Origin of the sequence: Methyloceanibacter sp. wino2, assembly GCF_003071365.1 — a bacterium.
Taxonomy (GTDB): domain Bacteria; phylum Pseudomonadota; class Alphaproteobacteria; order Rhizobiales; family Methyloligellaceae; genus Methyloceanibacter.
Genome location: NZ_CP028960.1, coordinates 1,114,212 through 1,137,402, shown reverse-complemented (window position 1 = coordinate 1,137,402; position 23,191 = coordinate 1,114,212). Strand labels below are relative to the sequence as shown.

General features: G+C 64.0%; 23 protein-coding genes and 1 pseudogene. 11 read left to right on the top strand and 13 right to left on the bottom strand.

Annotated elements, in window-relative coordinates; genetic code table 11:
• Entirely contained in the window at positions 1–927 is a 927-nt protein-coding gene (locus DCY11_RS05285) for a sulfite exporter TauE/SafE family protein (protein ID WP_108681652.1), read from the bottom strand.
• A gap of 147 nt (positions 928–1,074) precedes the next feature.
• Complete coding sequence (locus tag DCY11_RS05280; RefSeq protein WP_108681650.1) at positions 1,075–4,017, bottom strand: SEL1-like repeat protein; 2,943 nt, start codon at positions 4,015–4,017, stop codon at positions 1,075–1,077.
• Between the two features lie 296 nt (positions 4,018–4,313).
• Here DCY11_RS05280 and DCY11_RS05275 point away from each other — a divergent pair, with 296 nt between their 5' ends.
• Positions 4,314–4,748, top strand: coding sequence for a secondary thiamine-phosphate synthase enzyme YjbQ (locus DCY11_RS05275; RefSeq protein WP_108681648.1), 435 nt, complete (start codon positions 4,314–4,316; stop codon positions 4,746–4,748).
• Between the two features lie 3 nt (positions 4,749–4,751).
• Here DCY11_RS05275 and pip read toward each other — a convergent pair whose 3' ends face one another.
• The 5 genes from pip to DCY11_RS15455 all read right to left on the bottom strand — a co-directional run bounded on the left by pip (position 4,752) and on the right by DCY11_RS15455 (position 11,082).
• On the bottom strand, positions 4,752–5,714 hold the full coding sequence (gene pip / locus DCY11_RS05270) for a prolyl aminopeptidase (protein ID WP_245409501.1): 963 nt from the start codon (positions 5,712–5,714) through the stop codon (positions 4,752–4,754).
• Position 5,715: 1 nt separating this feature from the next.
• Positions 5,716–7,578: a cation acetate symporter gene (locus tag DCY11_RS05265; RefSeq protein ID WP_108681644.1), complete on the bottom strand. Its 1,863-nt coding sequence runs from the start codon at positions 7,576–7,578 to the stop codon at positions 5,716–5,718.
• 3 nt (positions 7,579–7,581) lie between these two features.
• On the bottom strand, positions 7,582–7,887 hold the full coding sequence (locus tag DCY11_RS05260; protein ID WP_083241098.1) for a DUF4212 domain-containing protein: 306 nt from the start codon (positions 7,885–7,887) through the stop codon (positions 7,582–7,584).
• Between the two features lie 211 nt (positions 7,888–8,098).
• Complete coding sequence (locus DCY11_RS05255) at positions 8,099–10,300, bottom strand: autotransporter outer membrane beta-barrel domain-containing protein (protein ID WP_159079824.1); 2,202 nt, start codon at positions 10,298–10,300, stop codon at positions 8,099–8,101.
• Complete coding sequence (locus DCY11_RS15455) at positions 10,297–11,082, bottom strand: hypothetical protein (RefSeq protein WP_159079823.1); 786 nt, start codon at positions 11,080–11,082, stop codon at positions 10,297–10,299. Before DCY11_RS15455 ends, DCY11_RS05255 begins: the two co-directional genes overlap by 4 nt.
• Before the next feature lie 470 nt (positions 11,083–11,552).
• On the opposite strand from DCY11_RS15455, the gene DCY11_RS05245 reads away from it, so the two are divergent.
• The 8 genes and pseudogenes from DCY11_RS05245 (at position 11,553) to DCY11_RS05210 (ending at position 19,673) form a co-directional block, all read left to right on the top strand.
• The gene (locus tag DCY11_RS05245) at positions 11,553–11,912 is read left to right on the top strand and encodes a 2Fe-2S iron-sulfur cluster-binding protein (RefSeq protein WP_108681636.1); all 360 of its coding nucleotides are present in this window, start codon (positions 11,553–11,555) and stop codon (positions 11,910–11,912) included.
• Positions 11,909–13,357 (top strand): siroheme synthase CysG, encoded by a 1,449-nt coding sequence (gene cysG, locus DCY11_RS05240; RefSeq protein ID WP_108681634.1) that lies wholly within the window; start codon positions 11,909–11,911, stop codon positions 13,355–13,357. Before DCY11_RS05245 ends, cysG begins: the two co-directional genes overlap by 4 nt.
• Positions 13,350–13,646 (top strand): DUF2849 domain-containing protein, encoded by a 297-nt coding sequence (locus DCY11_RS05235; RefSeq protein ID WP_108681632.1) that lies wholly within the window; start codon positions 13,350–13,352, stop codon positions 13,644–13,646. The genes cysG and DCY11_RS05235 overlap by 8 nt, the downstream gene beginning before the upstream one ends.
• A pseudogene (locus DCY11_RS05230) lies at positions 13,633–15,287 on the top strand (nitrite/sulfite reductase). Before DCY11_RS05235 ends, DCY11_RS05230 begins: the two are co-directional and overlap by 14 nt.
• Entirely contained in the window at positions 15,193–16,428 is a 1,236-nt protein-coding gene (locus tag DCY11_RS05225; RefSeq protein ID WP_108681630.1) for a phosphoadenylyl-sulfate reductase, read from the top strand. The pseudogene DCY11_RS05230 and the gene DCY11_RS05225 overlap by 95 nt, the downstream one beginning before the upstream one ends.
• Entirely contained in the window at positions 16,425–17,330 is a 906-nt protein-coding gene (gene cysD / locus DCY11_RS05220) for a sulfate adenylyltransferase subunit CysD (protein ID WP_108681627.1), read from the top strand. Before DCY11_RS05225 ends, cysD begins: the two co-directional genes overlap by 4 nt.
• Complete coding sequence (locus DCY11_RS05215; protein ID WP_108681625.1) at positions 17,330–18,814, top strand: GTP-binding protein; 1,485 nt, start codon at positions 17,330–17,332, stop codon at positions 18,812–18,814. Before cysD ends, DCY11_RS05215 begins: the two co-directional genes overlap by 1 nt.
• A gap of 61 nt (positions 18,815–18,875) precedes the next feature.
• Positions 18,876–19,673, top strand: a complete 798-nt coding sequence (locus DCY11_RS05210; RefSeq protein ID WP_108681623.1) for a sulfite exporter TauE/SafE family protein — start codon at positions 18,876–18,878, stop codon at positions 19,671–19,673.
• Between the two features lie 43 nt (positions 19,674–19,716).
• On the opposite strand, the gene DCY11_RS05205 is transcribed toward DCY11_RS05210, so the two are convergent.
• On the bottom strand, positions 19,717–19,935 hold the full coding sequence (locus tag DCY11_RS05205) for a hypothetical protein (RefSeq protein WP_108681620.1): 219 nt from the start codon (positions 19,933–19,935) through the stop codon (positions 19,717–19,719).
• 191 nt (positions 19,936–20,126) lie between these two features.
• On the opposite strand from DCY11_RS05205, the gene DCY11_RS15450 reads away from it, so the two are divergent.
• Complete coding sequence (locus DCY11_RS15450) at positions 20,127–20,360, top strand: hypothetical protein (protein WP_159079821.1); 234 nt, start codon at positions 20,127–20,129, stop codon at positions 20,358–20,360.
• A 38-nt stretch (positions 20,361–20,398) separates the two neighbouring features.
• Here the strand turns inward: DCY11_RS15450 and DCY11_RS05200 are convergent, their stop codons facing one another.
• The 3 genes from DCY11_RS05200 to DCY11_RS05190 all read right to left on the bottom strand — a co-directional run bounded on the left by DCY11_RS05200 (position 20,399) and on the right by DCY11_RS05190 (position 21,409).
• Positions 20,399–20,626 (bottom strand): hypothetical protein, encoded by a 228-nt coding sequence (locus DCY11_RS05200; protein WP_108681618.1) that lies wholly within the window; start codon positions 20,624–20,626, stop codon positions 20,399–20,401.
• Positions 20,623–21,018 (bottom strand): hypothetical protein, encoded by a 396-nt coding sequence (locus DCY11_RS05195; RefSeq protein ID WP_245409453.1) that lies wholly within the window; start codon positions 21,016–21,018, stop codon positions 20,623–20,625. The genes DCY11_RS05200 and DCY11_RS05195 overlap by 4 nt, the downstream gene beginning before the upstream one ends.
• Before the next feature lie 61 nt (positions 21,019–21,079).
• Entirely contained in the window at positions 21,080–21,409 is a 330-nt protein-coding gene (locus tag DCY11_RS05190) for a hypothetical protein (protein WP_108681614.1), read from the bottom strand.
• A gap of 189 nt (positions 21,410–21,598) precedes the next feature.
• Here DCY11_RS05190 and DCY11_RS05185 point away from each other — a divergent pair, with 189 nt between their 5' ends.
• Positions 21,599–21,907, top strand: a complete 309-nt coding sequence (locus DCY11_RS05185) for a hypothetical protein (protein ID WP_141701858.1) — start codon at positions 21,599–21,601, stop codon at positions 21,905–21,907.
• Positions 21,908–22,021: 114 nt separating this feature from the next.
• On the opposite strand, the gene DCY11_RS05180 is transcribed toward DCY11_RS05185, so the two are convergent.
• Together DCY11_RS05180 and DCY11_RS05175 are read right to left on the bottom strand one after the other, a co-directional pair.
• The gene (locus DCY11_RS05180; protein ID WP_108681612.1) at positions 22,022–22,273 is read right to left on the bottom strand and encodes a hypothetical protein; all 252 of its coding nucleotides are present in this window, start codon (positions 22,271–22,273) and stop codon (positions 22,022–22,024) included.
• A gap of 325 nt (positions 22,274–22,598) precedes the next feature.
• On the bottom strand, positions 22,599–22,847 hold the full coding sequence (locus DCY11_RS05175) for a hypothetical protein (protein WP_108681610.1): 249 nt from the start codon (positions 22,845–22,847) through the stop codon (positions 22,599–22,601).
• Positions 22,848–23,191 lie beyond the last annotated feature (344 nt).

Genomic DNA, 23,191 nt, shown 5'->3' with positions numbered 1-23,191 from the left:
TCAACTCCCCACCATCGGAATGATGCTGTAGAGATCGGCCGGACGCACCACCAGATCGATCAGGATCCGCGCCGCAACGCCGAGCACCATGAGCGCCAGCAGCGCGCGCAGCTGCTCGCCGCGGAGCTTCTGTCCGGCGCGCACACCGAACTGACCGCCAACAACGCCCCCCACGATCAACAGAAACGCCAGGAGGATATCCAGCGTGTGATTGAGCGTGGCATGGAGCAGCGTGACGAGAGCGGTCACGAAGATGATTTGGAAGATCGATGTGCCGACCACGATATTGGTAGGCATGCGCAGGATGTAGATCATGGCGGGGACCATGACGAAACCGCCGCCCACACCCAAGAATGCCGCGAGCAACCCGACGAGCGCGCCGATCACGAGCGGAGGGATTGCGCTGATATAGAGCCGCGAGCGTGGAAAGCGCATCTTGAACGGCAGGCCGTGAATCCAATTGTGCTGGCCCGACTTCCGTGCGGAGACGGTCTTCCCCGCCCGCTGACGCCGCATCACGTTGACGCTCTCCCAAAGCATCAATGCGCCGATGGAGCCGAGGAAGACGACATAGGTGAGGGAGATGATGAGGCCGGCCTGACCGACGCCACGCAGATAGCGCAAGAGAAGCACGCCGATGAGCGCGCCCGCGACACCGCCTGCGATGAGGATGGCCCCCATATGCAAGTCGACATTACCGCGCCGCCATTGCGCGAGCGTACCCGATACCGATGTGCCGACGATTTGATTGGCGCCGGTCGCCACGGCGATGGCCGGCGGAATGCCTGACAGCATCAAGAACGGGGTGAGAAGAAATCCGCCGCCGACGCCGAACATGCCCGATAGGAAGCCAACCGCCGCACCCAGACCCAGCATCACCAAGAGGTTCACTGAAATCTCGGCAATCGGCAGATAAATCTGGAACATCGGTTGATCGGTCAGTGGGCGGGCGCTTGTGCACCGTGTTCGCCGCAGGTCGGGGAGTCAATGCGCCAAGCGGGAGAAGCCGCATTTCTCACCGAATTTCGGGCGGAAGTGTGGACAGGTCGTTGTATGACCCAGGGGGCGGCCCCCTTAGCTTGCGAGCGCCTCGAGCTGGGTGACGAGCGGGATGGTGATCTCACCGGTCTGAGCAAGCCCGTTGCGCTCTTGGAAGCGCTTGACGCCGGTGCGGGTCTTCTCGCCGGCGAGGCCGTCGGGAACACCCACATCGTAGCCCAGCTTATTGAGCAGGGTCTGGGCCCGGCTCACCAGCGTGGCCCCCTGAGGCGTCTTGGTTCTGGCGGAAGAGGTCGCCCCGTTACCCCACGAGTCCGGCTCGGTCACGGAGTTGGCTTCGGGCGCCGTCGCCTTGGGCTTCCACATGGCAACTCTGCCGTCGATGGTCAGGATCGTCTTCGGGGAAAGCTGAGCACTGACGATATCGCGGCGCTTCTGCGCCTCCATGTCCCCCTGATTGCCCGCAAGCACGTACCACTTGTAGGCCTCGGCGAGGTTCTTGGTTTGACCCAGACCATGCTCGGCCAGGATGCCGAGATTGAACTGGCTGTCGGCAAGGCCGCGCAGCGCCGCTTCCCCATACCACTTGGCTGCAAGCGCGTAGTTCGGCGTCGCGCCTCCGCCGCCGCTCACGCTGACGGCGAGATTGTGCATGGCTTTGACGTTGCCGCGTTCGGCAGCGGCGAGATACCAGCTGCGCGCGGTATCGATATCGGCGGTCACGCCGATGCCGCGCTCATACATGGTGCCGAGCCGGTATTGCGCCGGGGCGAGTCCGCTCCGCGCGGCGCGCTCCATCCACTCCGCACCGGTCTTCGGATTGGCCGTCACGCCGGTTCCGTCGATGTACCGGGTACCGATGACGTATTGCGCGATCGGGTTGCCGCTCGCGGCCGCTTCGCGAAGGGCCTTCGACCCGAGGGCCTCCGGCGGCACAGGACCTTTGACAGATGTCGTTGTCAGCTGCTCGGCCAGCGCCACCTCTGTCGCGGATGCAGGCTCTTCAACCGAGAAGACCACGTCGCTCGGAAGCGATCCCGTCTCGTCCGACCGCAGCGACGCGAGTTGGGGCGCCGGCGTGAGGCTTTTCGAGGGAGTCCCGTGGCTCGGCGACTTGGGGATGTCCGTCACGCCAGGTTCTGCTTTGCCGACGCGATCCTCGAGGGGCAAGAGCCCGGGCACGGACGCGGTCTCAGGAACGGGCGCAAACCCGAACATTCCCGATTGCTGATCGCCGGGCAGTTCCTCCATAGGCGCTTCCATGGGCGCCGCAGGGGCCGTCTGGTTGGACGCTTCGGGTGAGGGGGCCTCTCCGCTCGGGAGCGCCGCTCCGCTTTGCGGAATCGCGCGCGTGTCGTCCGCGGATTTGGATCCCAGCCGTCCGTAGAGGAGGAGCGCGCTGATGGTGAGGAGCACCGCGGCGGAAATGATGAGATAAGGCCGTTTCCGGTTGCGGCTCTGGTCGTCCGCTGCGAGGTCGACGCGCGGCTCGCGGCGCACGGGACGCTCCTCGCGGCTTTCGGCGAGGGCGGCAGCCTGAGCGGCCGCGGCCTGGGCCGCGCGGCGCGCTGCGGCAACCATATCCTCAGAGGCCCCGCTCTCGCGCGGATCGTCGGCGCCCAGGTCCTGAGCGGCCGCTTCCACATGCGGGGCCCGGGCGCGCTCGAAGGCGGCCAGAAGATTGCGCGGTTTCGCATTGGGCGCCGTCGCATCGAGCCGGTTCCGCAGCGTCTCCTTCACGCGGATCTCGGCCTCGTCGGCGCTTGAGCGCGGCGGGCGCGCCGCTGCGCGCTGGGGATTGGCGCTCGCGTTAGGGTCACGCGGTTGCTGCGGTGCCGGCTGAGCCTGCGGCGCCGGTTGCGCCTGCGGGGCAGGCGCAGGCGCCGTTTCCTGCACAGGCGCGGCCGGCTGGGGCGCCCTGGCAACAGGTTCCGGCTGAGCTGAGACCGGCGAGCCGCCGGGGATGGTCCGCTTGCGTTCGGTCTTCGCGACGAATGGATTGGTCTGAGGCGATCGCGCCACAGGGCGTTCGACTTGCTGCACGAGCTGTCTCAACGACTCGTGAACCGATTGCAGCGTGTTGTTGAGCTTGTCGTCGGCCTGGCGGGTGGTGTCGCCCACGGCGTTCAGCTCGCGCTGCATGGCCTCGAGCCGGTCGGTCGTCTTTTGCGAGTCGTCCGCGACGAGGCGGGCGGCCTCGACCGCGGCCTTGGCGGCAATCTCCTGAAGCTTCGCTGCGTCGATTTCGGCCGGTTTGGGCGGCGTGTCCCTGGTCTCCAGGCGCGAGAGAAGCTGGACCAGGCGCTCCTCGACACCGCCGAGGCGGCCGAGCTGTTCCTCGGCGCGGTTTAGTTGCCGTCCCATGTCGGCGATTTGCTGCTCGACATGCTCCAGGGCTGCCCGGCTCGGCGCGGCATCGAGAGATTGTGCGATCTGGTTGCCGATCTCTTCGAGGCGCGCGTTCAACGCTTCGATCGTGCTGCTCGGCATGGCCGCGCCGATCGATTGTTCCAACCGGTTTGCCATCTCGGTCAGCCGGTTGTCGAAATCGGCAGAGGCGGCGACGGGCTTGGACTCCCAAGGCCATTCGACGGGCGGGGCAAGCTCGGGGGCGAGATGATTGGTGCTGCGGGCGTGTTGGATCGACTGGGCGAAGGGGCTGGGCGCCGGCTCCTCGTGGCTTATCCCGTAGGGCTGTTCGTCGAGATCGCCCCGCATGCCGCCGGTGATCGCGCGGCCCAGGCGTTCGAAGTCGTCGAGGTGTGTCCTGGGCTCGGTCTCCAGCCGCTTGGCCAGGCTGCTCACCTGCTCATGCAGCCGGTCGAACGTGTCGGCGTTCTCCGGCGTGCTGGTGCTGCGCGCCGCATTCGTCGTCTGCGACAATTGATCGAGGCGGGAATGAAGTTCGTTGAGGGCCTGGCCGTAACGGCGTTCCGTCTCCTCGACCCGGTCCACCAGACGCAGCAGCAGTGACTCGACGGTGCGCTGATCCATCGGTTCGGCCAGAAGCGCGTCCATTGAGGACTTCAGGGAAGGGCTGCCCGGTGTCTCCCAATGACGCTCGGACCACCGATCGCCGGTGATGTCGTCTTGCCCCCGCTGCTTGCGGACGTTTGCCAACCTGCGTTCGAAGCCATACCGTTCCCCATGAATTAGCGGCCGTTTCCGCTCCCCAAGCGGCTGTCGGCACGACCGCGGTGGCACTTCCGCAGCGGTCCATTGGACGGTGGCAAGTCAGGGTAAATTTTCTCTTAAGGATTGACCGATATTGGGACAGGCCGGTCGTTTAGTCGGAACAAGCGAGGGGAGTCTCTGTGGCTGGTTTGGAAGAGCGGAGCCATGTCTTGACCGTGCCGACGCGCGGGAAAGGCTTTGTCAATTTCACGCGGGCGGTTGCCGCATGGCTGGAGTCGATCCGAGCTCAAGGCGGCTTGCTGACGGTCTTCGTGACCCATACGTCGGCGTCCCTCACCATTCAGGAAAACGCCGATCCGAATGTGCGGGTCGATCTGCTGGACGCGCTTGAGCGGATCGCGCCGGAGGACCACCCTTACGTTCACCACGAAGAGGGGCCCGACGACATGCCAAGTCACATCAAGTCGATGCTGACCTCCGTGAGCCTCTCGATCCCCGTTCGCGAGGGGGCAATGACACTCGGCATTTGGCAGGGCGTCTATCTGATCGAGCATCGCACCTCACCCAATAAGCGCCAGGTGGTGCTGAGCTATATCGGCCGTGTGGGCGAGTGAGGGTCAGTCGCCGGCGAACATCCGCGTTTCTGCGATCAAGGCGTGAACGATTCCGGGTTCCGTCATCGCGTGTCCCGCATCGGGAACGATGCGCAGTTCCGCCGTGGGCCAGGCCTGCGATAGGTCAAACGCATTTTTCATCGGCGTGACCACGTCGTAGCGGCCATGCACGATCGCGCCGGGGATGTCCGTCAAACGGTCCGCGTTCTGCAACAGCTGATCGTCCGTCTCGAAGAAGCCTCGGTTCACGACGTAGTGGCATTCGATCCGCGCGAGCGCGAGGGCGTAGCGGTCGGCCGTCAGATAGCGCGTCCGGTCGTGGTCCGGCAGAAGCGAGAGTGTCCGTCCTTCCCAGGACGTCCACGCCCGGGCCGCTTCGATCTGGACGGACTTATCCGAACTCGTCAGCCGCTTGTAGTAGGCGCCGATCATATCGGCCCGCTCGTCTTCGGGGATGGCGCTGGTAAAGTCGGCGAAGGCCTCCGGGAACAACCAGCTGCAACCGTCCCGATAGAACCAATCGAGCTCGGCCCCCCGCATCAGGAAGATGCCCCGCAGGATCAGTTCGCGGACGCGGTCGGGATGCGCTTGCGCATAAGCGAGGGCGAGCGCCGATCCCCATGAACCTCCGAACACTTGCCAGCTTTCGATAGCGAGATGGTCGCGCAAGGCTTCGATGTCGGAGACGAGATCCCACGTCGTGTTGTTCTCGAGCGAGGCGTGAGGATGCGACCGGCCGCAGCCGCGTTGATCGAACAGCACGATGCGGTAGAGCCGTGGATCATGGAAGCGCCGCATGACGGGCGACACGCCTGCCCCGGGCCCGCCGTGGAGGATGACGACGGGCTTGCCGACCGGCGAGCCGCACTCCTCGAAATACAGCTCGTGTCCCCCCGACACTTGAAGGCGCCCCGTGCGGAAAGGGGCGATCGCGGGGTAAAGCTGGAAACGTTGTGGCTCGGTCAGGTTATCCAAGCTGATCCTGTTGTTCTGTCTTGTTCTGCACGGCCGATGCTTGTGCTTCAGCCTGGTCGTAGAGGGTTTCGCCATCAGGGCGCCGCATCGCCTCGAAGAACGCGGTGTCCGCCGCCTTGGCTGCGGGGCCGTAGAGGCTAGCGCCGATCCCGCCGACAAGGGCGAGCAATGCCGAGACGAGGCTCGCTGCCGCCGTTCCTGCGGCGGTGTCGGCGATACCGACAAGGCCGCCCGCAATGAGGCACAGAAGCATAACGCCAAATCCCGTCGCCATGCTCGCAAGTGCTCCCCACAGCGTGCATCGCTGCCACCACGTAGACAAGAACAGGGCAGGGAAGAACGTCGCGGCGGCAAGCGCGAAGGCCGTCACCATGTAGCTCAAGGCGTCGACGTCGGCGATGAACAGGTAGATCGCCGTGATCAGCGCGGTACCGGCGATGGCCGCCCAAGCCAGCAGCAGGCGGGGCAGAACGATCGGCTGCGGATCGATCGAGCGGTACAGATCGTCCGACAGGCTCGCGCTGAGCGTGAACAGGTGAGAGCCGGATGCGGCGAGTGCGATCGCAAGTCCGGCCGCGGCCATCAGCGCCGTGAGGATATAGGGCAGCGCCGCGAGTGTCGGCAGCGCCAGAGCGACACCGTCGCGCGCGACGAGGAGGTCGCTGAAGCTGATCGACCCGTCTCCGTTGAGGTCCGTGGCGCGCAGCAACTGAAGCGCGCTCAAATCGTTGAACCAGGCCGGCATGCCTTGCGTGGGGATGAGAACGATATCTCCGAACATCAAGACCTTTGCGAAGACGACGAGGGCCGGCGCCGTCATGGCGAAGAGGGAGACGAGCAGGAGTGCCCAGGCCGTAGATCGGCGTTGGTCTGCGACGGACGCGGTCACACCGCTCCGGGCCAGCAGGCTGGGCAAAGCGGCCGTGCCGAGCGCGAAACAGACAAACACCGCGAAGAAACCCGCCTCCGAGATCGTGCTGAAGGCCTGCAGAAAGGGAGTCACGGCGGCGACCGGTTCGTGACCCGGGAAGCCCGCGACCGCACTCGGACCGGCTGCACCGACACCGGCCGCGGCTTCCGCGTTCGCTAGAGAGCCGAGCAGTCCCCCATAGGTGAATTGCGGCGCCGGCAGGTTCGTGAGAACCACCGCGACGACCGTCAGCGGAATGGCGAGGCCGAGGCTGCCCGTGATGAACTGGGCGCTGCCCGACCAGGTCAGGGCGCGCATGCCTCCGAGAATTCCCGTCGCGGCGATGAACACGATCACGATCAGCACGGCCACCCAGTACGCCGCGGGCAGGAAGAGCGAAAGCACCATGGCCGCGATCTTCGCTTCGGCGGCAAGCAGCAGAAATGTCGGCGCGATCAGGAGCGCGCTCGCCACCATGCGCGTCAGCGGTGAGCGAAAGCGCAGGCCGAAATAGGCCGGGAGCGTATAAGCCCCGACACGCCGCAAATAGGGCGCAAACAGCACGGCGGCGAGCAACAGACCGCAGACCCAGCCAAGACCGATCGCCAGACCGTCGAAGCCGACGAAGAACAGCGCGCCCGTGTACGCGAAGAAGCCGGTTCCCCCGACGGTGATCGCCGCCATGAGGAACCCGTTGTATATCTGCGGAACGCGGCGCCCCGATGTGAAGAAGTCCTCGATGTTCAGTGTGCGCGCCGCAACGGCGATAGCCATGTAGAGGACCATCGGCATCAGGATCATCAGCCGCGCGATCGATCCGCCGCCCCATCCCAATTGCTCCGCCATGGCCAGCAGGATCGCGAGCGAGACGAAGGCGCTGGCGACGATCCCGTAATAGGCGCCGAGGTGAGGGTTCGGCGTGCGCTGGCGTGATTGCAGAGCCATCGCCTAGGTAACCTCCTCGTTCATGCTGCGGGTCAGGTCGATCCGTTCCTGGACGCGCACGTACCAAAACGTGACGAAGACCGCGAAAAGGATCAGCCCCTGAGCGAGCAGATAGAAGCCGAGCGGGAAGTTCAGAAACCAGATGCGGTTGAGCGGAATCGCGTAGAGGATGGCCACGACCACGGCGAACAGCACGACCGACACGGAAGTGATTGCGACAGCCAGCGTCCGCAGCTGGTGACGGTCGCGGGCCGCGTTCTCGATCTCAATATCGTGCTGCGCGTCCTGGTCGGTGTTCTGCGTCGTCACGCGTCCTGCCCCGTTGCGTGGTTGAGGTGCCGCCGAGACCCGCCTGCCGTCAAGGCACGGAAGCCATACCGCCGCATGGCGGTACCTTGAATGCACTTAGCAGCCGGGCCAGCCAATGCAAACCGTCCTTCGCCAACAACGAGGCCAAAATGCGGTTGGCGCAGGAAGCGGATACCGCAGCGATGCTGCGTTCCGGGAAGGGGAGCCGCGCCTACCAGGTCAGGCGCATGCCGCCTCTGGCGCTGATGCCTTCCGTCTGGTCGGCGAAGATATAGTCGATCTTGGCGAACACGGCGGTCTGGGCCTCGGGGTTGAAGAAGTTCACGCCGCCCGACACTTCGCCCCAAACCTCGTCCGGCTTATCGGTGAAGACGAAGTCGGTCCCCCGCGACGTCAGCGTGGCGCTGTGTTCCCCGGAGAGCAATCCCCAGAAGCTTCCCGTCACGAACGGCTCGAAGGTGGTGCCTTCCCAGATCTGCGACGACGTGCCCATGCGCAGGCCAAGGCGGCCGCGCACCTGCTCGTCGTCGGCGAAGTCGATGCTGTTGCCCTGGTGGGCAAAGTCGTCGACATGCGTCCACGAGACCGCGATCGTACCGAGCGGTTCGACGAACGGGCCGTCCTTCAGACCGCCGAAGCGGTAGCCGCTGTCCATGCGAAGACCGTAGGTTTGCGTATCCAGGGTCTCGGGATACTCGACCGAGGCCGTCGGCTCGACCGTGCCGAAGAAGGCCTTGAACAGGGTGTCGAAGAAGAAACCGCCGCGCAGATACGTCGCGTAGGCGCCCGCTTCCAAGGTGCTGATCTCGAACGAGCGGGCAATGGCGTCGTATTCGAGCGACGATTCCACAGCGCCGCCGAGGACGCCGAAGACGAGCATGTCGTCCGGCGAGAAGATGTCTTCCTTGCCGAAGTCCACGCCGGACTCGACCTGCCAGATGTCGAGATCCCGGCCCAAATCGTAGCGGTAGGTTCGGCCGTTCGCCTTCGTCGTTCCGTTGTCGTCTAGATCGAGCCAGGTGCCGCCGCCCCGGGCCCAGACGGCAGGGACCAGGTCATACAAATCCTGACAGCGGATCCGTTCCTGAGGATTGTAAATGTCGTCGCAGACGGACCCGCGCGCCAGGACCGCTCGCAAGTCGACCGTCTGGTCGAACCATGTCTCCGTCGACTGGTGGAAGACCTCGTGCGTGGCGGTGATGACATGCGGCAGAATATGAGATCCGCCGCCGGCGTGGCTCTTCAGGTCGAAGCGTCCGCTTCCCGTCGGCGTGAACACCAGGTCGTAGTCGAAGAAGCCCGCATCGATCGGCTTGTCGAGGTAGAAGTTCGACGCGTTCACATTGCCGTCCACGAACACGACGGGAATACCTTGGCGGTTGAGTTGACCGGGTCCCGGATTGACGTTGTTGACCCTTAGCCGCGTGCGCCCCGTCGTGGTGCCCTCGACAGTAAGCGTATCGGACTTCGATCCCGGCCCGCCGAGAAACGCATCGACGCCCAGCGTGGATTTGCCCGAGCCACTGAACTTCAGGTCGGTGCCCCCTGGCGTGTTCGACATGGTGAAGGAATCGCCGGTCTTCCCGTCCACCATCGTGATGAGGCCCTTATTCTGGAACCGTTCGAGGCCGGTGAAGCGCGTGTCCTCGTTCGTCCCAAACTTGTTCGCAGTGCGCAGCGTGCCGCCGGCCTCGTTGAGGAACAGGTCGGAGCCACCGCGGAATCGGCTGGTGTCGCGCGCGTTGAACTCGCCGCCCGCCATGTTCGTGAACGTGTCGCTGCTGCGCGTCAGATCCACGAAACCCGTGATCAGCCCCGAGTTGTTGATGGATGTGCTGGCGCCGGCGGTGTCGATAGCCAATCCCGATCCGGCCGAGATGTCACCGCTATTGTTGATCGTCGTCGAGGTGGCGCTGTAGCTGTAAACGGCCGCGGTCGACCCGAAAAGCTCGCCGCTATTGTTGACGGTGATCTCCGATCCCGGACGGAGGGAGACGGCCGTGATGCCGTAGGCGAAGCGCCCCTCGGCGCGAATGGACCCGGAATTGTTGATCGTGATCTCGCTGCTCCGGCCGGGGCCATAGACGCCGGTAAGGGCATAGATGCCGTCAGCGAACGCACCTTTGGCCAGAACCTCACCGCTGTTCGTGATCGTGATGTCGGAGTTGCGCCAATTCGTGGTCGCGTAGATACCCTCCGCTGCAAAGCCGGTTGTCGTGACTTGGCCGGTGTTATTGACGTTGATCGATGAGGCGGGGCCGAAGGTCGTGAGGTTCATACCCTCCGCGTCAAAGCCTCGGGTGAGGATATCGCCGGTGTTGGTGACCGAGATGTCCGCGTTACGGTCGTAGGTCAAGCCGAAGACGCCTTCGGCATTCGTGCCGCGCGTATCGATCGTGCCACTGTTCGTCACCTTGATGTTGCTACGGCGGTCGAAGGTCGCTGCGACAATGCCGTATGCATTCCGGCCGCGCGTTGTGATTTCGCCCGCGTTGGTAATGGTGACGTCGCTGTCTCTTGAAAACGTCGCGCCGTAGATACCGTCTGCGGCATAGCCGATCGTGGCCACCTGGCCGTTGTTTTGGATTGACACAGAGCCGGAGATGCCCCCGGCTGCGGCATGGATGCCGGTGGCGTAGCCGCCGGCCGTGGCAATGCCCCCGAGTTTGTAATGTTGACCGCACCCACCGTGGTGGCCAGCGCGTAGATGCCATAGGAGAACAGCCCAGCCGTAGCGATGTCGCCCGTGTTGGTGATGTTGATCGCGCCGCCGAACGCCGTTGCGGCGGAGATGCCGGCGGAAAGGCCGCCCGCCGTAGCCAGATCACCCGAATTGTTGATGGTGATGCGTCCGGCGATCAGGGTGCTCGTGAAGATGCTGGATGCCGCGGGGCCGATAGTGGCGAAGTCGCCAGAATTAGTGAGGTTGATGCTGGCGCCCGGACCGATCGTAGTAACGACGGCGCAACTGCCCACAAATATGCAATCGTCTGCATTATTGATGTTCTGGGAGAACGGTGAGTTAAGAACGAATACGGCCTGCTGCGCTTCGGCGGCGCTCGTCGAGACCATGAAGGTCGTCGCGATCGCCGTTCCGGCTAGAAGAAGGCGCCGTCGCACCCCGTCCGCGCCGGAATGGCTGGTTGTGCCCGCGCGCAAAGCCCCTGTGCGGCGAAGCGCCGTTTGACGTCCCATGATCCCCCCCGGAAACTGTCGATACGACCGGAGCAAAATGGCGGAAAAGTTTGATAGGGACTAGGGGAAGCCTCCAAATGCTCCACAGCCGAGTGCTGATTCACAGCAGGCGTTGCTGGAAAGAAACAGTTTTTCTCGTGGCGCCCGCGCCGGAGATTCTGTTCGCGAAGCCGCCCGGTGAAAGAAAAATGTCCTGCGTTTAGGGTTTCTCGGGAACAATTTTGCACTAAAGGCGGCATATGGACATTTGCTGGGGAATGATTTTTCAGTAGCGCTTCTTATTTACGGGGCCTGCCGCCCTTTTTGAGAAGGCTGGGGCCGGGGGCCTGGGAACAAGGTTTCGCCCGATCTCATGGCGGTCTTTCAGGCGTTTACGATTGGCAGTTTTGCGGACTTGCGGGGCGGGCGGCCGCCCAGTACACGGGCCGTTCTTTTTCAACCTCGACGCCTTTTGGAAGGTGGCTTGAGACATGTTTATCAACGTGCGCATGCCGGACGGTTCCACGCACCGCCTCGAAGCCATGGAGGGGTGGCGTGTGATGGAGGTCATTCGCGACTGGGGTCTGCCCATCAAGGCGGAATGCGGCGGCGCCTGCGCGTGTGCGACCTGCCATGTCTGGGTGGCGGATAGTTGGGTCGACAAGCTCGTCCCGCCGACTGACGAAGAGACTGAGATGCTCGACGGGGCCTTCTCCGTGGACGACCGGCGCTCGCGGCTTTCCTGCCAGCTCCTGATGACGCCCGAACTCGACGGGCTGGAAGTCGAGCTTGCGCCCGAAAGCATTGCCGACATTGCCGACAACACGGCAGCGACAGGAACCTCGGGATGATGCGGACCTTCCCCATCTTCGTCAGCTTCGATGGCAAGCCGCCGCTCGTGGTCGGCGGGGGTCCTCTTGCCGCCATCAAGACGCGGCTGCTCCTGAAGCGGGCCGGGCACGTCGATGTGGCTGCCGAGACCCTGAACCCCGAGCTGTCGGACCTCGAGGCCGAGGGCAAGGTTGTCTTGCAGCCGGCCCATCCGGGCGTCGATCAAATTCGCGGGCGGCCGCTGGTGATCTCGGCCACCGAGATCGAGGGTGAGGACGCCCGCATCGCCGAGATCTCGCATGGCTTGGGCGTGCCGGTCAACGTCCCGGACCGGCCGGCTCTTTGCACCGCCGTGCTGCCCGCGATCGTGGATCGCGGCGAGGTTACGGTGGCGGTCGGCACATCGGCCGCCGCGCCGGTTCTGGCCCAGCGCCTGCGCGCCTGGCTGGAGAATGAGTTGCATCCGCGGCTCGGCGACCTGGCCGAACTCGCAGGGCAGTTTCGCGATCGCGTGGCCGAACGTCTCCCCGAGGGTACCGAGCGGCGCCGGTTGTGGGAGCGAATCTTCGACGGCCCGGCCGCCCGCGCCATGCTTCACGGCGACGAGGACGCCGCCCGTAAGCTGATCGACCACGAGATTGAAACCGCCGCTTTGGCCGGAAACGGCGAAGCCCCGGAGTCGCAGGGCCGCGTTCTTCTCATTGGTGCCGGTCCCGGCGACCCCGAACTTCTGACCATGAAGGCGGTCCGGGCGCTCAAGGCCGCCGACGTCGTCTTCTACGACAAGCTCGTCGGCGACGGTGTCTTGGAACTAGCCCGCCGCGAGGCGGAGCTGGTTTCCGTCGGCAAGGCGAAGGGAGCACACAGCGTACCGCAGGCGGAGATCAACGCGCTGTTGGTGGCGCGCGCAAAGGCCGGGCACACCGTCGTCCGGCTCAAGGGCGGCGATCCCTTCATCTTCGGCCGCGGCGGCGAGGAACTCGATGCGCTGCGCGCCGAGGGGATTCCCGTCGAAGTCGTCCCGGGCGTCACGGCCGGCGCTGCTGCTGCGGCGAGCCTGCAGATTCCGCTGACCCATCGCGACGTGTCGCACACGGTCACGTTCCTGTCTGGCCATGAAGCGGGCGGGAAGGCGCCGAGCTTCGAGCATCTCGACCTGAAGGCCTTGGCGTCCGGCAACAACACGCTGGTGGTCTATATGGGCGTCACGACGGGCGCGGTGATCGCACAGCGCCTCCTGGAGGCCGGGTTCCGTGAAGCGTTGCCCGTGATTGCCGTGGAGAACGCGAGCCGGGAGAACGAGCGCCGCGTCGCCACCACGATTTCCGCGCTGGCGAACGACACCGGCAGTCTTGGTTTGAAGAGCCCCGCCGTTCTGATCTTCGGAGAGGTGGCCGGACTACCCGCCGCCGGGGCCGTTGAAACTATTTTGGCTCAAGAGGAGGTCGTGCGCGCCTATGCCTAGCGTCGTTACAGCAAACCGCTTGGACGACGGCATCGTTGTCTATCTCGCACCGGGTGGTGCGTGGACGGAGGACATTGTGGAGGCGGCCCGCGTCGAGAGCGAGGACGAGGTCAAGGCGCTTGAGGCCACCGCTGAGGAGGCTGTCCGCGAGCGGCTCGTCATCAGCGTCTATCCGATGCCGATCGAGGTTAAGGACGACGGCACCGTCGATCCCATTTCCGTGCGCGAACGCATTCGCGCGTCACACCGCACGACACTGACAAAGGACTGGTACGATGTACCGCTATGATGAATTCGATCACGCCTTCGTAAACGACCGCGTTGCGGAATTCCGCGACCAGGTCGCGCGGCGGCTGACCGGCGAACTTTCCGAAGAAGTGTTCCGTCCCTTGCGCCTGCGCAACGGGCTCTATCTGCAGCTGCATGCCTACATGCTGCGGATCGCGGTCCCCTATGGCCAGCTGTCGCCGCGCCAGATGCGGCAGCTCGCGATGATCGGCCGGAAGTGGGATCGCGGCTACGGTCACTTCACGACGCGCCAGAACATCCAGTTCAACTGGATCAAGCTGGTGGACGTGCCCGACGTGCTGGCCGCGCTGGCCGAAGTCGAGATGCACTGCATTCAGACAAGCGGCAATTGCGTGCGCAACGTCACGTCGGACCCGTACGCGGCGGCCGCGAACGATGAGCTGGAAGACCCGCGCGTCTGGTGCGAGATCCTGCGCCAGTGGTCGACGCTGCATCCGGAGTTCAATTGGCTGCCGCGCAAGTTCAAGATCGCCGTTTCCGGCGCCGCGGAGGACCGCGCGGCCACGGCGTTTCACGATATCGGTCTGCGCATCGTGCGTGGCCCGAACGGCGAGAATGGCTTCCGCGTCCTCGTCGGCGGCGGCATGGGACGTACGCCCTATGTGGGTCAGGTGATCCGCGAGTTCCTGCCGAAGGAGCATCTGCTCTCCTACGTGGAGTCGATCCTGCGCGTATACAATCTGCTCGGACGCCGGGACAATCTGTACAAGGCGCGCATCAAGATCCTCGTGAACACGCTCGGGATCGAGAAGTTTCGGGAAGCAGTCGAAGACGATTGGAATGCGACGGCCAAGGGTGAGATCGATCTTCCCGAAGACGAGCTCCGCCGCATCGCGTCCTATTTCGCGCCGCCCGATCTGCCTGAACGCGCTCCGCGCGACGAGGCCCTTGCCGCGCGCCGCGAGAGCGATCCGGCCTTCGCGACCTGGTACCGCAACAACGTGCTGCCCCATCGGGTGCCGGGCTATGCCTCCGCCGTGATCTCGCTGAAGGAGCCGGGCCGGACGCCGGGCGATGCCTCATCCGACACGATGGATATGGTGGCCGATCTCGCCGAGCGTTTCGGCCATGATGAGATCCGGGTCAACTACACCCAGAACCTGGTTCTGCCGCATGTGGCGCTGGCGGACATCCCCGCGCTCTATGACGCGCTTGCGGAAGCGGGGCTCGCGGTCGGCAACAACGAGTTGCTCGGCGACATGATCTGCTGCCCGGGTCTGGATTACTGCAACCTTGCGAACGCGCGGTCGATCCCCATCGCCAAGGAGATCGCCAAGAAGTTCGAGGATCCTACGCGGCAGGACGAGATCGGCAAGATCCGGGTCAACATGTCCGGCTGTATCAATGCCTGCGGCCATCACCACGCCGGCAATATCGGCATTCTCGGTGTCGATAAGAAGGGTACGGAGCTTTATCAGATCACCCTTGGCGGCAGCCCGAAGGATGACGCCGCGGTGGGCACCATTATCGGCCCGGCTTCCGCGCCGAGAAGGTGCCGGAAGCAATCGATACGATTGTCGAGACCTATGTCGAAAACCGGAACGAGGGAGAGAGCTTCCTCGAGACCTGGCGCCGCGTCGGTGCTGCGCCGTTCAAGGAGGCTCTCTATGGTGCTCGTTGATTTGTCGACGGGAGCGCTGATTTCGGAACCCGACGAGCCGGCGGTCGTCCTGGAGCCGAACGCGGATCACGACGCGCTGGCTTCCGCAATTGGCGGCAACGCAGGGCCGATCGCGATCATGTTCCCGAGCTTCGCGGACGGACGTGGATTCAGCTTGGCTCGCATCCTTCGTGATCGGCTCGGGTTCACCGGAGAAATTCGCGCGGTCGGATCGCTGATTCCGGATCAGTCGCAGTTTCTGCTGCGGTCCGGATTCGATACGGCCGAGATTGCCGATCCCGGTGCGGCGGATACGTGGAAGAAGACGCTGACGCGAATCGGCCGCAACTATCAGCCCTCGGCGCGCAACCCGATGCCGCTGCGCTGGAACGCATCCGCCAAGGCCGCGGCCGAACTCGATCGGGCACTGGCTGCGACGGACGATCTCGTGGAGCGCATCAAGCTGATCGCCGAACACATCGAAGGCCGCATCGCGTTCTCGACGAGCGTCGGTCTGGAGGATCAGGTGATCCTGCAGGCCATCGCCAAATCGGGCGTGGCAAAGTCGGGCGCCGAGATCGATGTTTTTACGCTCGACACCGGCCGGCTGTTCCCGGAAGTCCTGGAAACGATCGAACTATCCGAGTTGCGTTATCGTACGCGCATTCGGCTCGTTGCGCCCGATGCCCGCGAAGTTGAAGAGCTTGTGTCCCGCGACGGCGTGTATGGTTTCCGCCAATCCGTCGAGAACCGGAAGAGCTGCTGCGAGGTGCGCAAGGTCCGTCCCCTGAACCGGGCCCTGCAGGGCGCGCAAGGATGGATCGCCGGTCTGCGGCGCGAGCAGTCGCAGGCGCGCGCGGACGTACCGCTGGCCGAATGGGACGCAGAGCGCGGGCTGATCAAGATCAACCCGATTGCCGACTGGTCCGACAAACGCCTCAACGACTACATCGATGCCAACAATGTCGTGGTCAATCCGCTGCATGCGCAAGGCTTCGTCTCGATCGGCTGCGCACCGTGCACGCGCGCGATCCAGCCGGGCGAGGACCCGCGCGCGGGACGCTGGTGGTGGGAGACCGAAGACAAGAAGGAATGCGGGCTGCATGTGGCCGAATCCGAATGTTCGGCGGTGCCAGTCGCACACCGGGAGAAGGCCGCATGACCGCGCTGACATCACACCTCAAGCTTCTCGAAGCCGAGAGCATCCACATCTTCCGCGAGGCCGCGGCGCAGTTCCGCGCGCCGGTGCTGCTGTATTCGATCGGAAAGGACTCGACGGTTCTGCTGCATTTGGCGCGGAAGGCGTTCTGGCCAGCCAAGCCGCCGTTCCCGCTGCTTCATGTGGATACGACGTGGAAGTTCCGTGACATGATCGCGTTTCGCGACCGGACTGTCACGGAGATGGGGCTCGATCTGATCGTGCACACCAATCACGACGGAGCGGCGAAGAACATCAACCCGTTCGATTATCCGCCGTCTGTCTATACGGACATCATGAAGACCCAGGCGCTGCGCCAGGCGCTCGACAATGGCGGCTACGATGCCGCGTTCGGCGGCGCGCGCCGCGACGAAGAAGCGTCACGGGCCAAGGAACGCGTGTTCTCGTTTCGCGCCGGCGGCCATAGCTGGGATCCGCGTCTGCAACGGCCCGAGATGTGGCAGCTGCTGAACGGCCGTCTCGGCAAGGACGAAACCGTGCGGGTCTTTCCGCTGTCGAATTGGACCGAGGCGGACGTGTGGCGCTACATCACGCTCGAGAAGCTCGACGTCGTGCCGCTCTATTTCGCGAAGGAGCGCCCGACGGTCGAACGCGACGGGCAGATCCTGATGGTCGACGACGAGCGCATGCGGCTTCAGCCGGGTGAAGAGGCGGTGATGCGCAGGATCCGCTTCCGCACGCTTGGGTGCTACCCGCTCACCGCCGCCATCGAGTCCGAAGCGACGGATCTGGAAGCGGTTGTGACCGAGACCTTGGACGCGCGTGTGTCGGAGCGGGCCGGGCGCTTGATCGACCATGACGAGGCCGGGGCGATGGAGATGAAGAAGCGCGAGGGGTACTTCTAATGAGCTTGGCAGCGCTCTCCGAAACAGAAGCCGCGCAGCCGGTCCTTCAGCCCGGCGACAAGTCGGAGGCCATGTTGCGGCTCCTCACCTGCGGCTCCGTGGACGACGGCAAGTCGACCCTGATCGGCCGTCTCTTGTGGGATGCCGCCGGCGTGACTGACGATCAGCGCGCGCAGATCATGCATGCCTCGCACGCCCGTGCCGTCAACGGGGAACGCATCGACTTTTCGCTTCTGCTCGACGGACTCGTGGCCGAACGCGAGCAGGGCATCACGATCGACATTGCCTGGCGCTATTTCGAGACCGAGCGCCGCCGCTTCGTGATCATCGACTCGCCCGGACACGAGCAATACACCCGCAACATGGCGACCGGTGCCTCGCATGCGGATGTCGCCATCCTGCTGGTCGATGCGCGCCACGGCGTGAAGCGCCAGACGCGGCGGCACGCGGCGATCTGCAATCTCGTTGGCATCAAGAAGGTCATTCTCGCCGTCAACAAGATGGATCAGATCGATTGGTCCGAAGAGCGCTATCGCGCGATCGAAGAAGACTTCCGCTCCCTTGGGGGCAATTTCAGCTTTACGGACGTTACCTCGATTCCCGTTGCGGCGCTGACAGGCGCGAATGTCGTTGCCCGATCCGAAGAGATGCCGTGGTACGACGGCCCGACGCTATTGGAATATCTCGAGAGCGTTGAAGCCAGAACCCAGCCCGAAGATGCGCCGTTCCGCATGCCGGTGCAGATGGTCTTGCGGGCGGCGAACGACTTTCGTGGCTACGCTGGCACAGTGACGTCGGGTACGATCCGCGTCGGCGATCGCATCGTGGATGCGCGCAGCGGACTTGGTGCGACGTTGCAGCGCATCTCGACTATGGACGGCGATCTCGAGAGTGCGTCGAGCGGTGATGCCGTCACGCTCGTGCTCGACACCGATCTCGACATTTCGCGTGGTGCCGTACTGACGGAAACGCAGCGGCGCCCCACCAACGCCGATGTCATCGAGGCGCGCCTCGTGTGGCTGTCCGAGAAGCCGTTCGATCCGGAAGCGGGTTACCTGTTGCGCACGGCAACCGATCTGACGCCTGTCACATCCGTGAGCGTCTCTACACTGATCGATTTCGAGACGCTTTCCTCGGCGCAGGCCCATACCTGCAGCATGAACGACATCGCCGACTGCCGCATTCTCCTCGGGCGGTCGACGGCATTGGACCTCTTCGGCGATCTTCCGCTGACCGGCAACTTCGTCCTGGTCAACGCACTGGACGGCGCCACCGTCGCAGGCGGCGTGATCACATGGGTACAAACTGGTGCGGCGGCCGTTGGGGACAACGTACTGGTGCTTGACCGAGCCCGGCTGTCTGGCTTATGCGCGGACCTTGGCGATTCTCCGGAGGACAGGGCCGAATACGATCGACGTGCCCAAGAGGTGGCAATTCTGTTACGGTCGGCCGGCGTTCCGGTGCTGATTGAGACGGATCGCTAAAAAGACGTTGGATCCGTCTCGGTCCTGATCGTGCTGGATAAGTCGGGGGAGGCCCTCATAGATGATTGATCTCAGCGGGGTCATTGCCCTGCTGCCCCTCGCTGGTGCCGGATTCGGTGTCGGCTTCTTGGTGGGACTGACAGGCGTTGGCGGCGGCGCATTGATGACGCCGCTGCTTATTTCGAGTTTCGGCGTTCCGCCCTCCGTCGCGGTGGGTACGGACCTCCTCTACGCGTCGGTGACCAAAACGGTCGGCGGCTGGCGGCACCACGTGCAGGAGAATGTCGACTGGCCGATCGTGCTGCGGCTCGCGATGGGTTCGCTGCCGGCGTCGATCATACTGTTGGCCATCATCGCCTACGTTCCATTGGACACCGAAGCGATGGCGGGGTGGATCCGCTACGGCCTTGCCTTCGCGCTTCCCGTCAGCGCGGTGGCGATTGTGCTCTATCCGATCATGATGAAGTCGCATGCGAACGGCAAAGACCCGGAAGGACCGCCCCAGCACGCCGCCCTTACGGTGCTGTTCGGCGCCGCCCTCGGACTGCTGGTTACGCTCACGTCGGTCGGCGCCGGCGCCATTGGCGTGGTCGTGCTCGCGCTGCTGTTCCCGGCGCTGCCGGCCAAACGCATTGTCGGATCGGACATTGCTCATGCGGTGCCGCTGACACTGGTGGCCGGTGCAGGCCACCTTGGACTGGGTCATGTAGATTTCGGGATTTTGGCAGCGCTGCTGGTCGGGTCGATCCCAGGCATCTTGCTCGGCACGCGCCTCGCGGGTGTCGCACCGGACTGGCTGCTCCGGCCGCTGCTCGCGATCACCCTGTGCTACGCAGCGTATGCGCTCCTCACCAAGTAAGGTGTGAGGAGCGCCCGCGCCCAGCGGTCATACGAATTGTGTCTTAAGCAACCCGCTTCTCGGGCTCGATGCCGAGATACTCGTCGACGTTCTGTCTGGCTGCCGCAAGTGCCTCCTCGGGCGTGGACGAAAGCGTCCGCAAGGGGGACATGGCCAGCATCGGAAGATCGTCCCGCGTAGGGATGATGTTCGCACACCAGTTCGACCATTCCTGACGAAGCCGGATTTCATAGCCTCGGTATTGGGACTTATCGCTTACCATTGTCGCTACCTCCGCGATTTATGTCCCCCGTGTTTCAAGACATTGGGATTGTCACGGAACTTTCAATAGGATTGGCCCAGGATCGCACGGACGGCAGGGCTGGAGGCGTGGATCCGGCCTCTATGGTTAAGTAGGACTTATCAAGGCGTTAGCCTTGATTGCGGCCTTGCCGGACCACTGGAGAGACGCCGATGTTGCGAAGATTTAATCTCGTCCGCACCGGTCTTTTGGCATTCGGGGCCCTGGTGGCTTTCGCCCTTGCCGCCCCGCATCAGGCTGACGCGGCGGCGATGAGCCCGGCCAAGCTCGACCGATCTATTTCAGGCGCGATCGCGAGCCCGGTGCACTGCAAGCCCTATTTCCATTGCATCAAGCGCTGCCGCCGCTGCGTGCGCATTTGCCATCGGTGCCCCAAGGGGAACTAAGGAGGGGCACTAGTCGGGCGCGTTGCCGCGCGCCGGCGCTAGCACCTGTTCTTGAGGAATCCGCGGTTCATGAAGCGCGGATTGCGCATGAAGGGCGGCACGGGCCCTTTCTTGCAATCCTTGGCGGCTGTGCTCTTCTTCTTTTTCTTTTGGACGCTGGCCTTCTCGTCCGAATATTTTTTCGCGATTGCAGGATCTGCTGCGAGCCCCACCGCGCCGCATAGGACGATTGCGACGACCGCCGGTAGACGGATTAGTTTAATCATGTGGCTTCTCCTGCTTTCGTATTGTCGAACCTCGTTCGCGCCAGGATCTGCTCAAAAGCTGTCGGCAGCGACACGTTGTGCGGCGCAGCCGCGAACATCGGCGCGATGTCTTCCGCGCTGTAGCCCGCGAGCCGGCAGCCGATCGGTGCGACGTCGAACAAGGCCCATGGGCGCATCCGTGTGAAGCGGAGAAACTCGTTCACGCTCTCGGCGATGTCCTGGCGCGCCCGTGGCCTGCCAGTTCCGCTCCGTGTGGGGATCGCATAGGCGTTCCCTTGCGGACCGCATCCCTGACCGTAGACCGCGCCACGGGTACGAAGCGCGACCAGTGCGTCGCCGTCGGTGTGGTGTCCGGCAACATCCGAGCCGAACACAAAGACGGGCCTGTCCATGTGCATCGTTTGGCCTCCCGAATTTGAGCGGCGCGCCCCGCTGGGCGGAGCGCGCCCGATACTAGCGAATGCAGGCGTTGTATTTGTTGCGCCACTTGGCGGCACGCGTTTCCTGGTACCGCTTTCGGTAATACTCGCAGTTCCGCGTCAAAGCGGCGTGGCCCGCGCCGACACCTGCGCCGACCCACAGAGCGCGCGTGCCCCAGCGGGCGCCGTTGTACACGCCGCGGCCCACCCCGCGCGCGCCGCGATAGACACCCCGCGTTGCAGCATTGACCCCCTTGGTGACGCCCTTGGCCACGTGGGGCCGTGCATCCGCGGGCGCCTCGAACGTCAGCGTCGCGCCAAAGGCGACAAAGCAGAAGATCGCAAGTGCTGTGATTGTTTTCATGGCCCGGTTTCCTCCCTGTCCTAGCCGTCGTTGAGCCTAACACATCGGCGCGAAGCGATCTGCCCTTTGCATTGGCGGCAGCGTCGCCGCAGCGGGATCGACGTCGACTGAGTTAAGGATAACAGCGCTTTGGTCTGGCTTGGATTTTTGTCCGCATGCTGTAGTTCCCGGTGTTCAAGGGAGAGAGATATGACCCGAAAACTGACAGTTGGCGTTTCGGCCATTTGCGCTTCGATCATGGCGTTCGCGTTGGTGATGGTCTCGTCGTCCCCAGCTTCCGCCGGTGGCCGCTATTCCGGTTACGGATATGCGACCGCGTGTTGCTGCTGCTGCGTCACCTACCGCACCTGCGGCGGCTACGTTCGTGGGCGCGGCTACGCGGGCTATGGCTACGCAGGTTACGGCTATGGCCGCTATGGCTACGCCTATCCGCGCTATCCGTATGCGCGCGGCGTCGCCCGGCGTCAGCTGCGCCGTGAGGCCATCCGCGGCTGGTAGCGCTCGGCCGGCTCTAGGGCTGCGCACATTGGCGCCTGCCCAAAATGAATCGAGGCCCCCGGTGCTGAGCGCTCCGGGAGCCCCGTCGGACTCTTTGTGGCAATCGCCAGAGGTCTAGCTGCCGGAAGTCTCTTTCTTGCCCTTCGGGCACGCCTCGGCGGCTCGCTTGGCGGTCCGGGCATCTTCCTTGGTCGGATAGGACGTATCGCCGATCATGACGAGGGTGGCGCCGTTCGGCTTCTTCTGGACGATCTTGCACTTCTTCGTGGCGGTATCCTGGGCCACGTAGAACGCCTCGTCCTGAGCGAACGCCGGACCACCCACCAGAACCAGCAGGCCGACCGCAATCAGAGCATATCTTTTCATCGCTTGTTGTTCTCCAGATAGAGCCGCCGAAACGGTCTCATCAGATGCCTCGGGAACGCAGCCCTGATCGTCTTCGTCCCGACGGGCGCCGTGTGCGCAGTTCTCCTGCGCCAAGGCAGCCGGGACACCGCGGCGATGCCGGGCGCGGCAGCGAACGCAGCTAAGGTCTTCATGGTTCTGCTCCGGGGCGAAACACCGGAAACCGGACGCATGAATCGGTAATTGGGCTTGCCGACGAATTCACGGCTGGACGGCGGCAGGGGCGGACTTTTTCCCGCTCAAACTGCGGCAGCCGCACAAAATTTTTGCGCGGTGAGACCGGCTCTTACTTCTGGCTCACGAACGTCAAATACATCAACACGAGATACACGATCGGCACGACCGTCAGCACGCCTAGTTCGATGAGCATGGGTGCGGGGCAACTCGTGGTCCACATGCGGTAGCCGACAAATAGAACAGCCGCCAAAACCAGGACGATGCCGATGTACCAGGGCAGGAGTCTGTTATTCGTTTCCAAGGTGATGCCCTCCGTCTTGTTGAGCGCCTTCGATTGCTGTGAGCGCGGTGCAAGCACCAGCCTAGCATGCTGCAATGCCCGGTTGTGAAGCCCGGCCTGGGAACGCCCTGCCTTGTAGCCAGCTGCGCGCTGCCTTGGATGGGTAGACGGAAACGATATGGTTCGGGAAACAGGGTGCCGCCGGGCAGGATCGAACTGACTACCTTGGCATCGCCGATGACGCGCTCGGCGCCAGGGAGGCGTCCGAACCAGGAACCAGCTCTTCCTTCAAAGATCGTTTGCCTCTCGTTTGTCTGGGCGCGGTCTCGCATCACGGCCCACCAACATCCGGCACAAAGTTGTTCGCGAATGGTATATGCCGTAGAAGTAGCAGTCCTATCTCCTCAGTGAAATCGGCCACG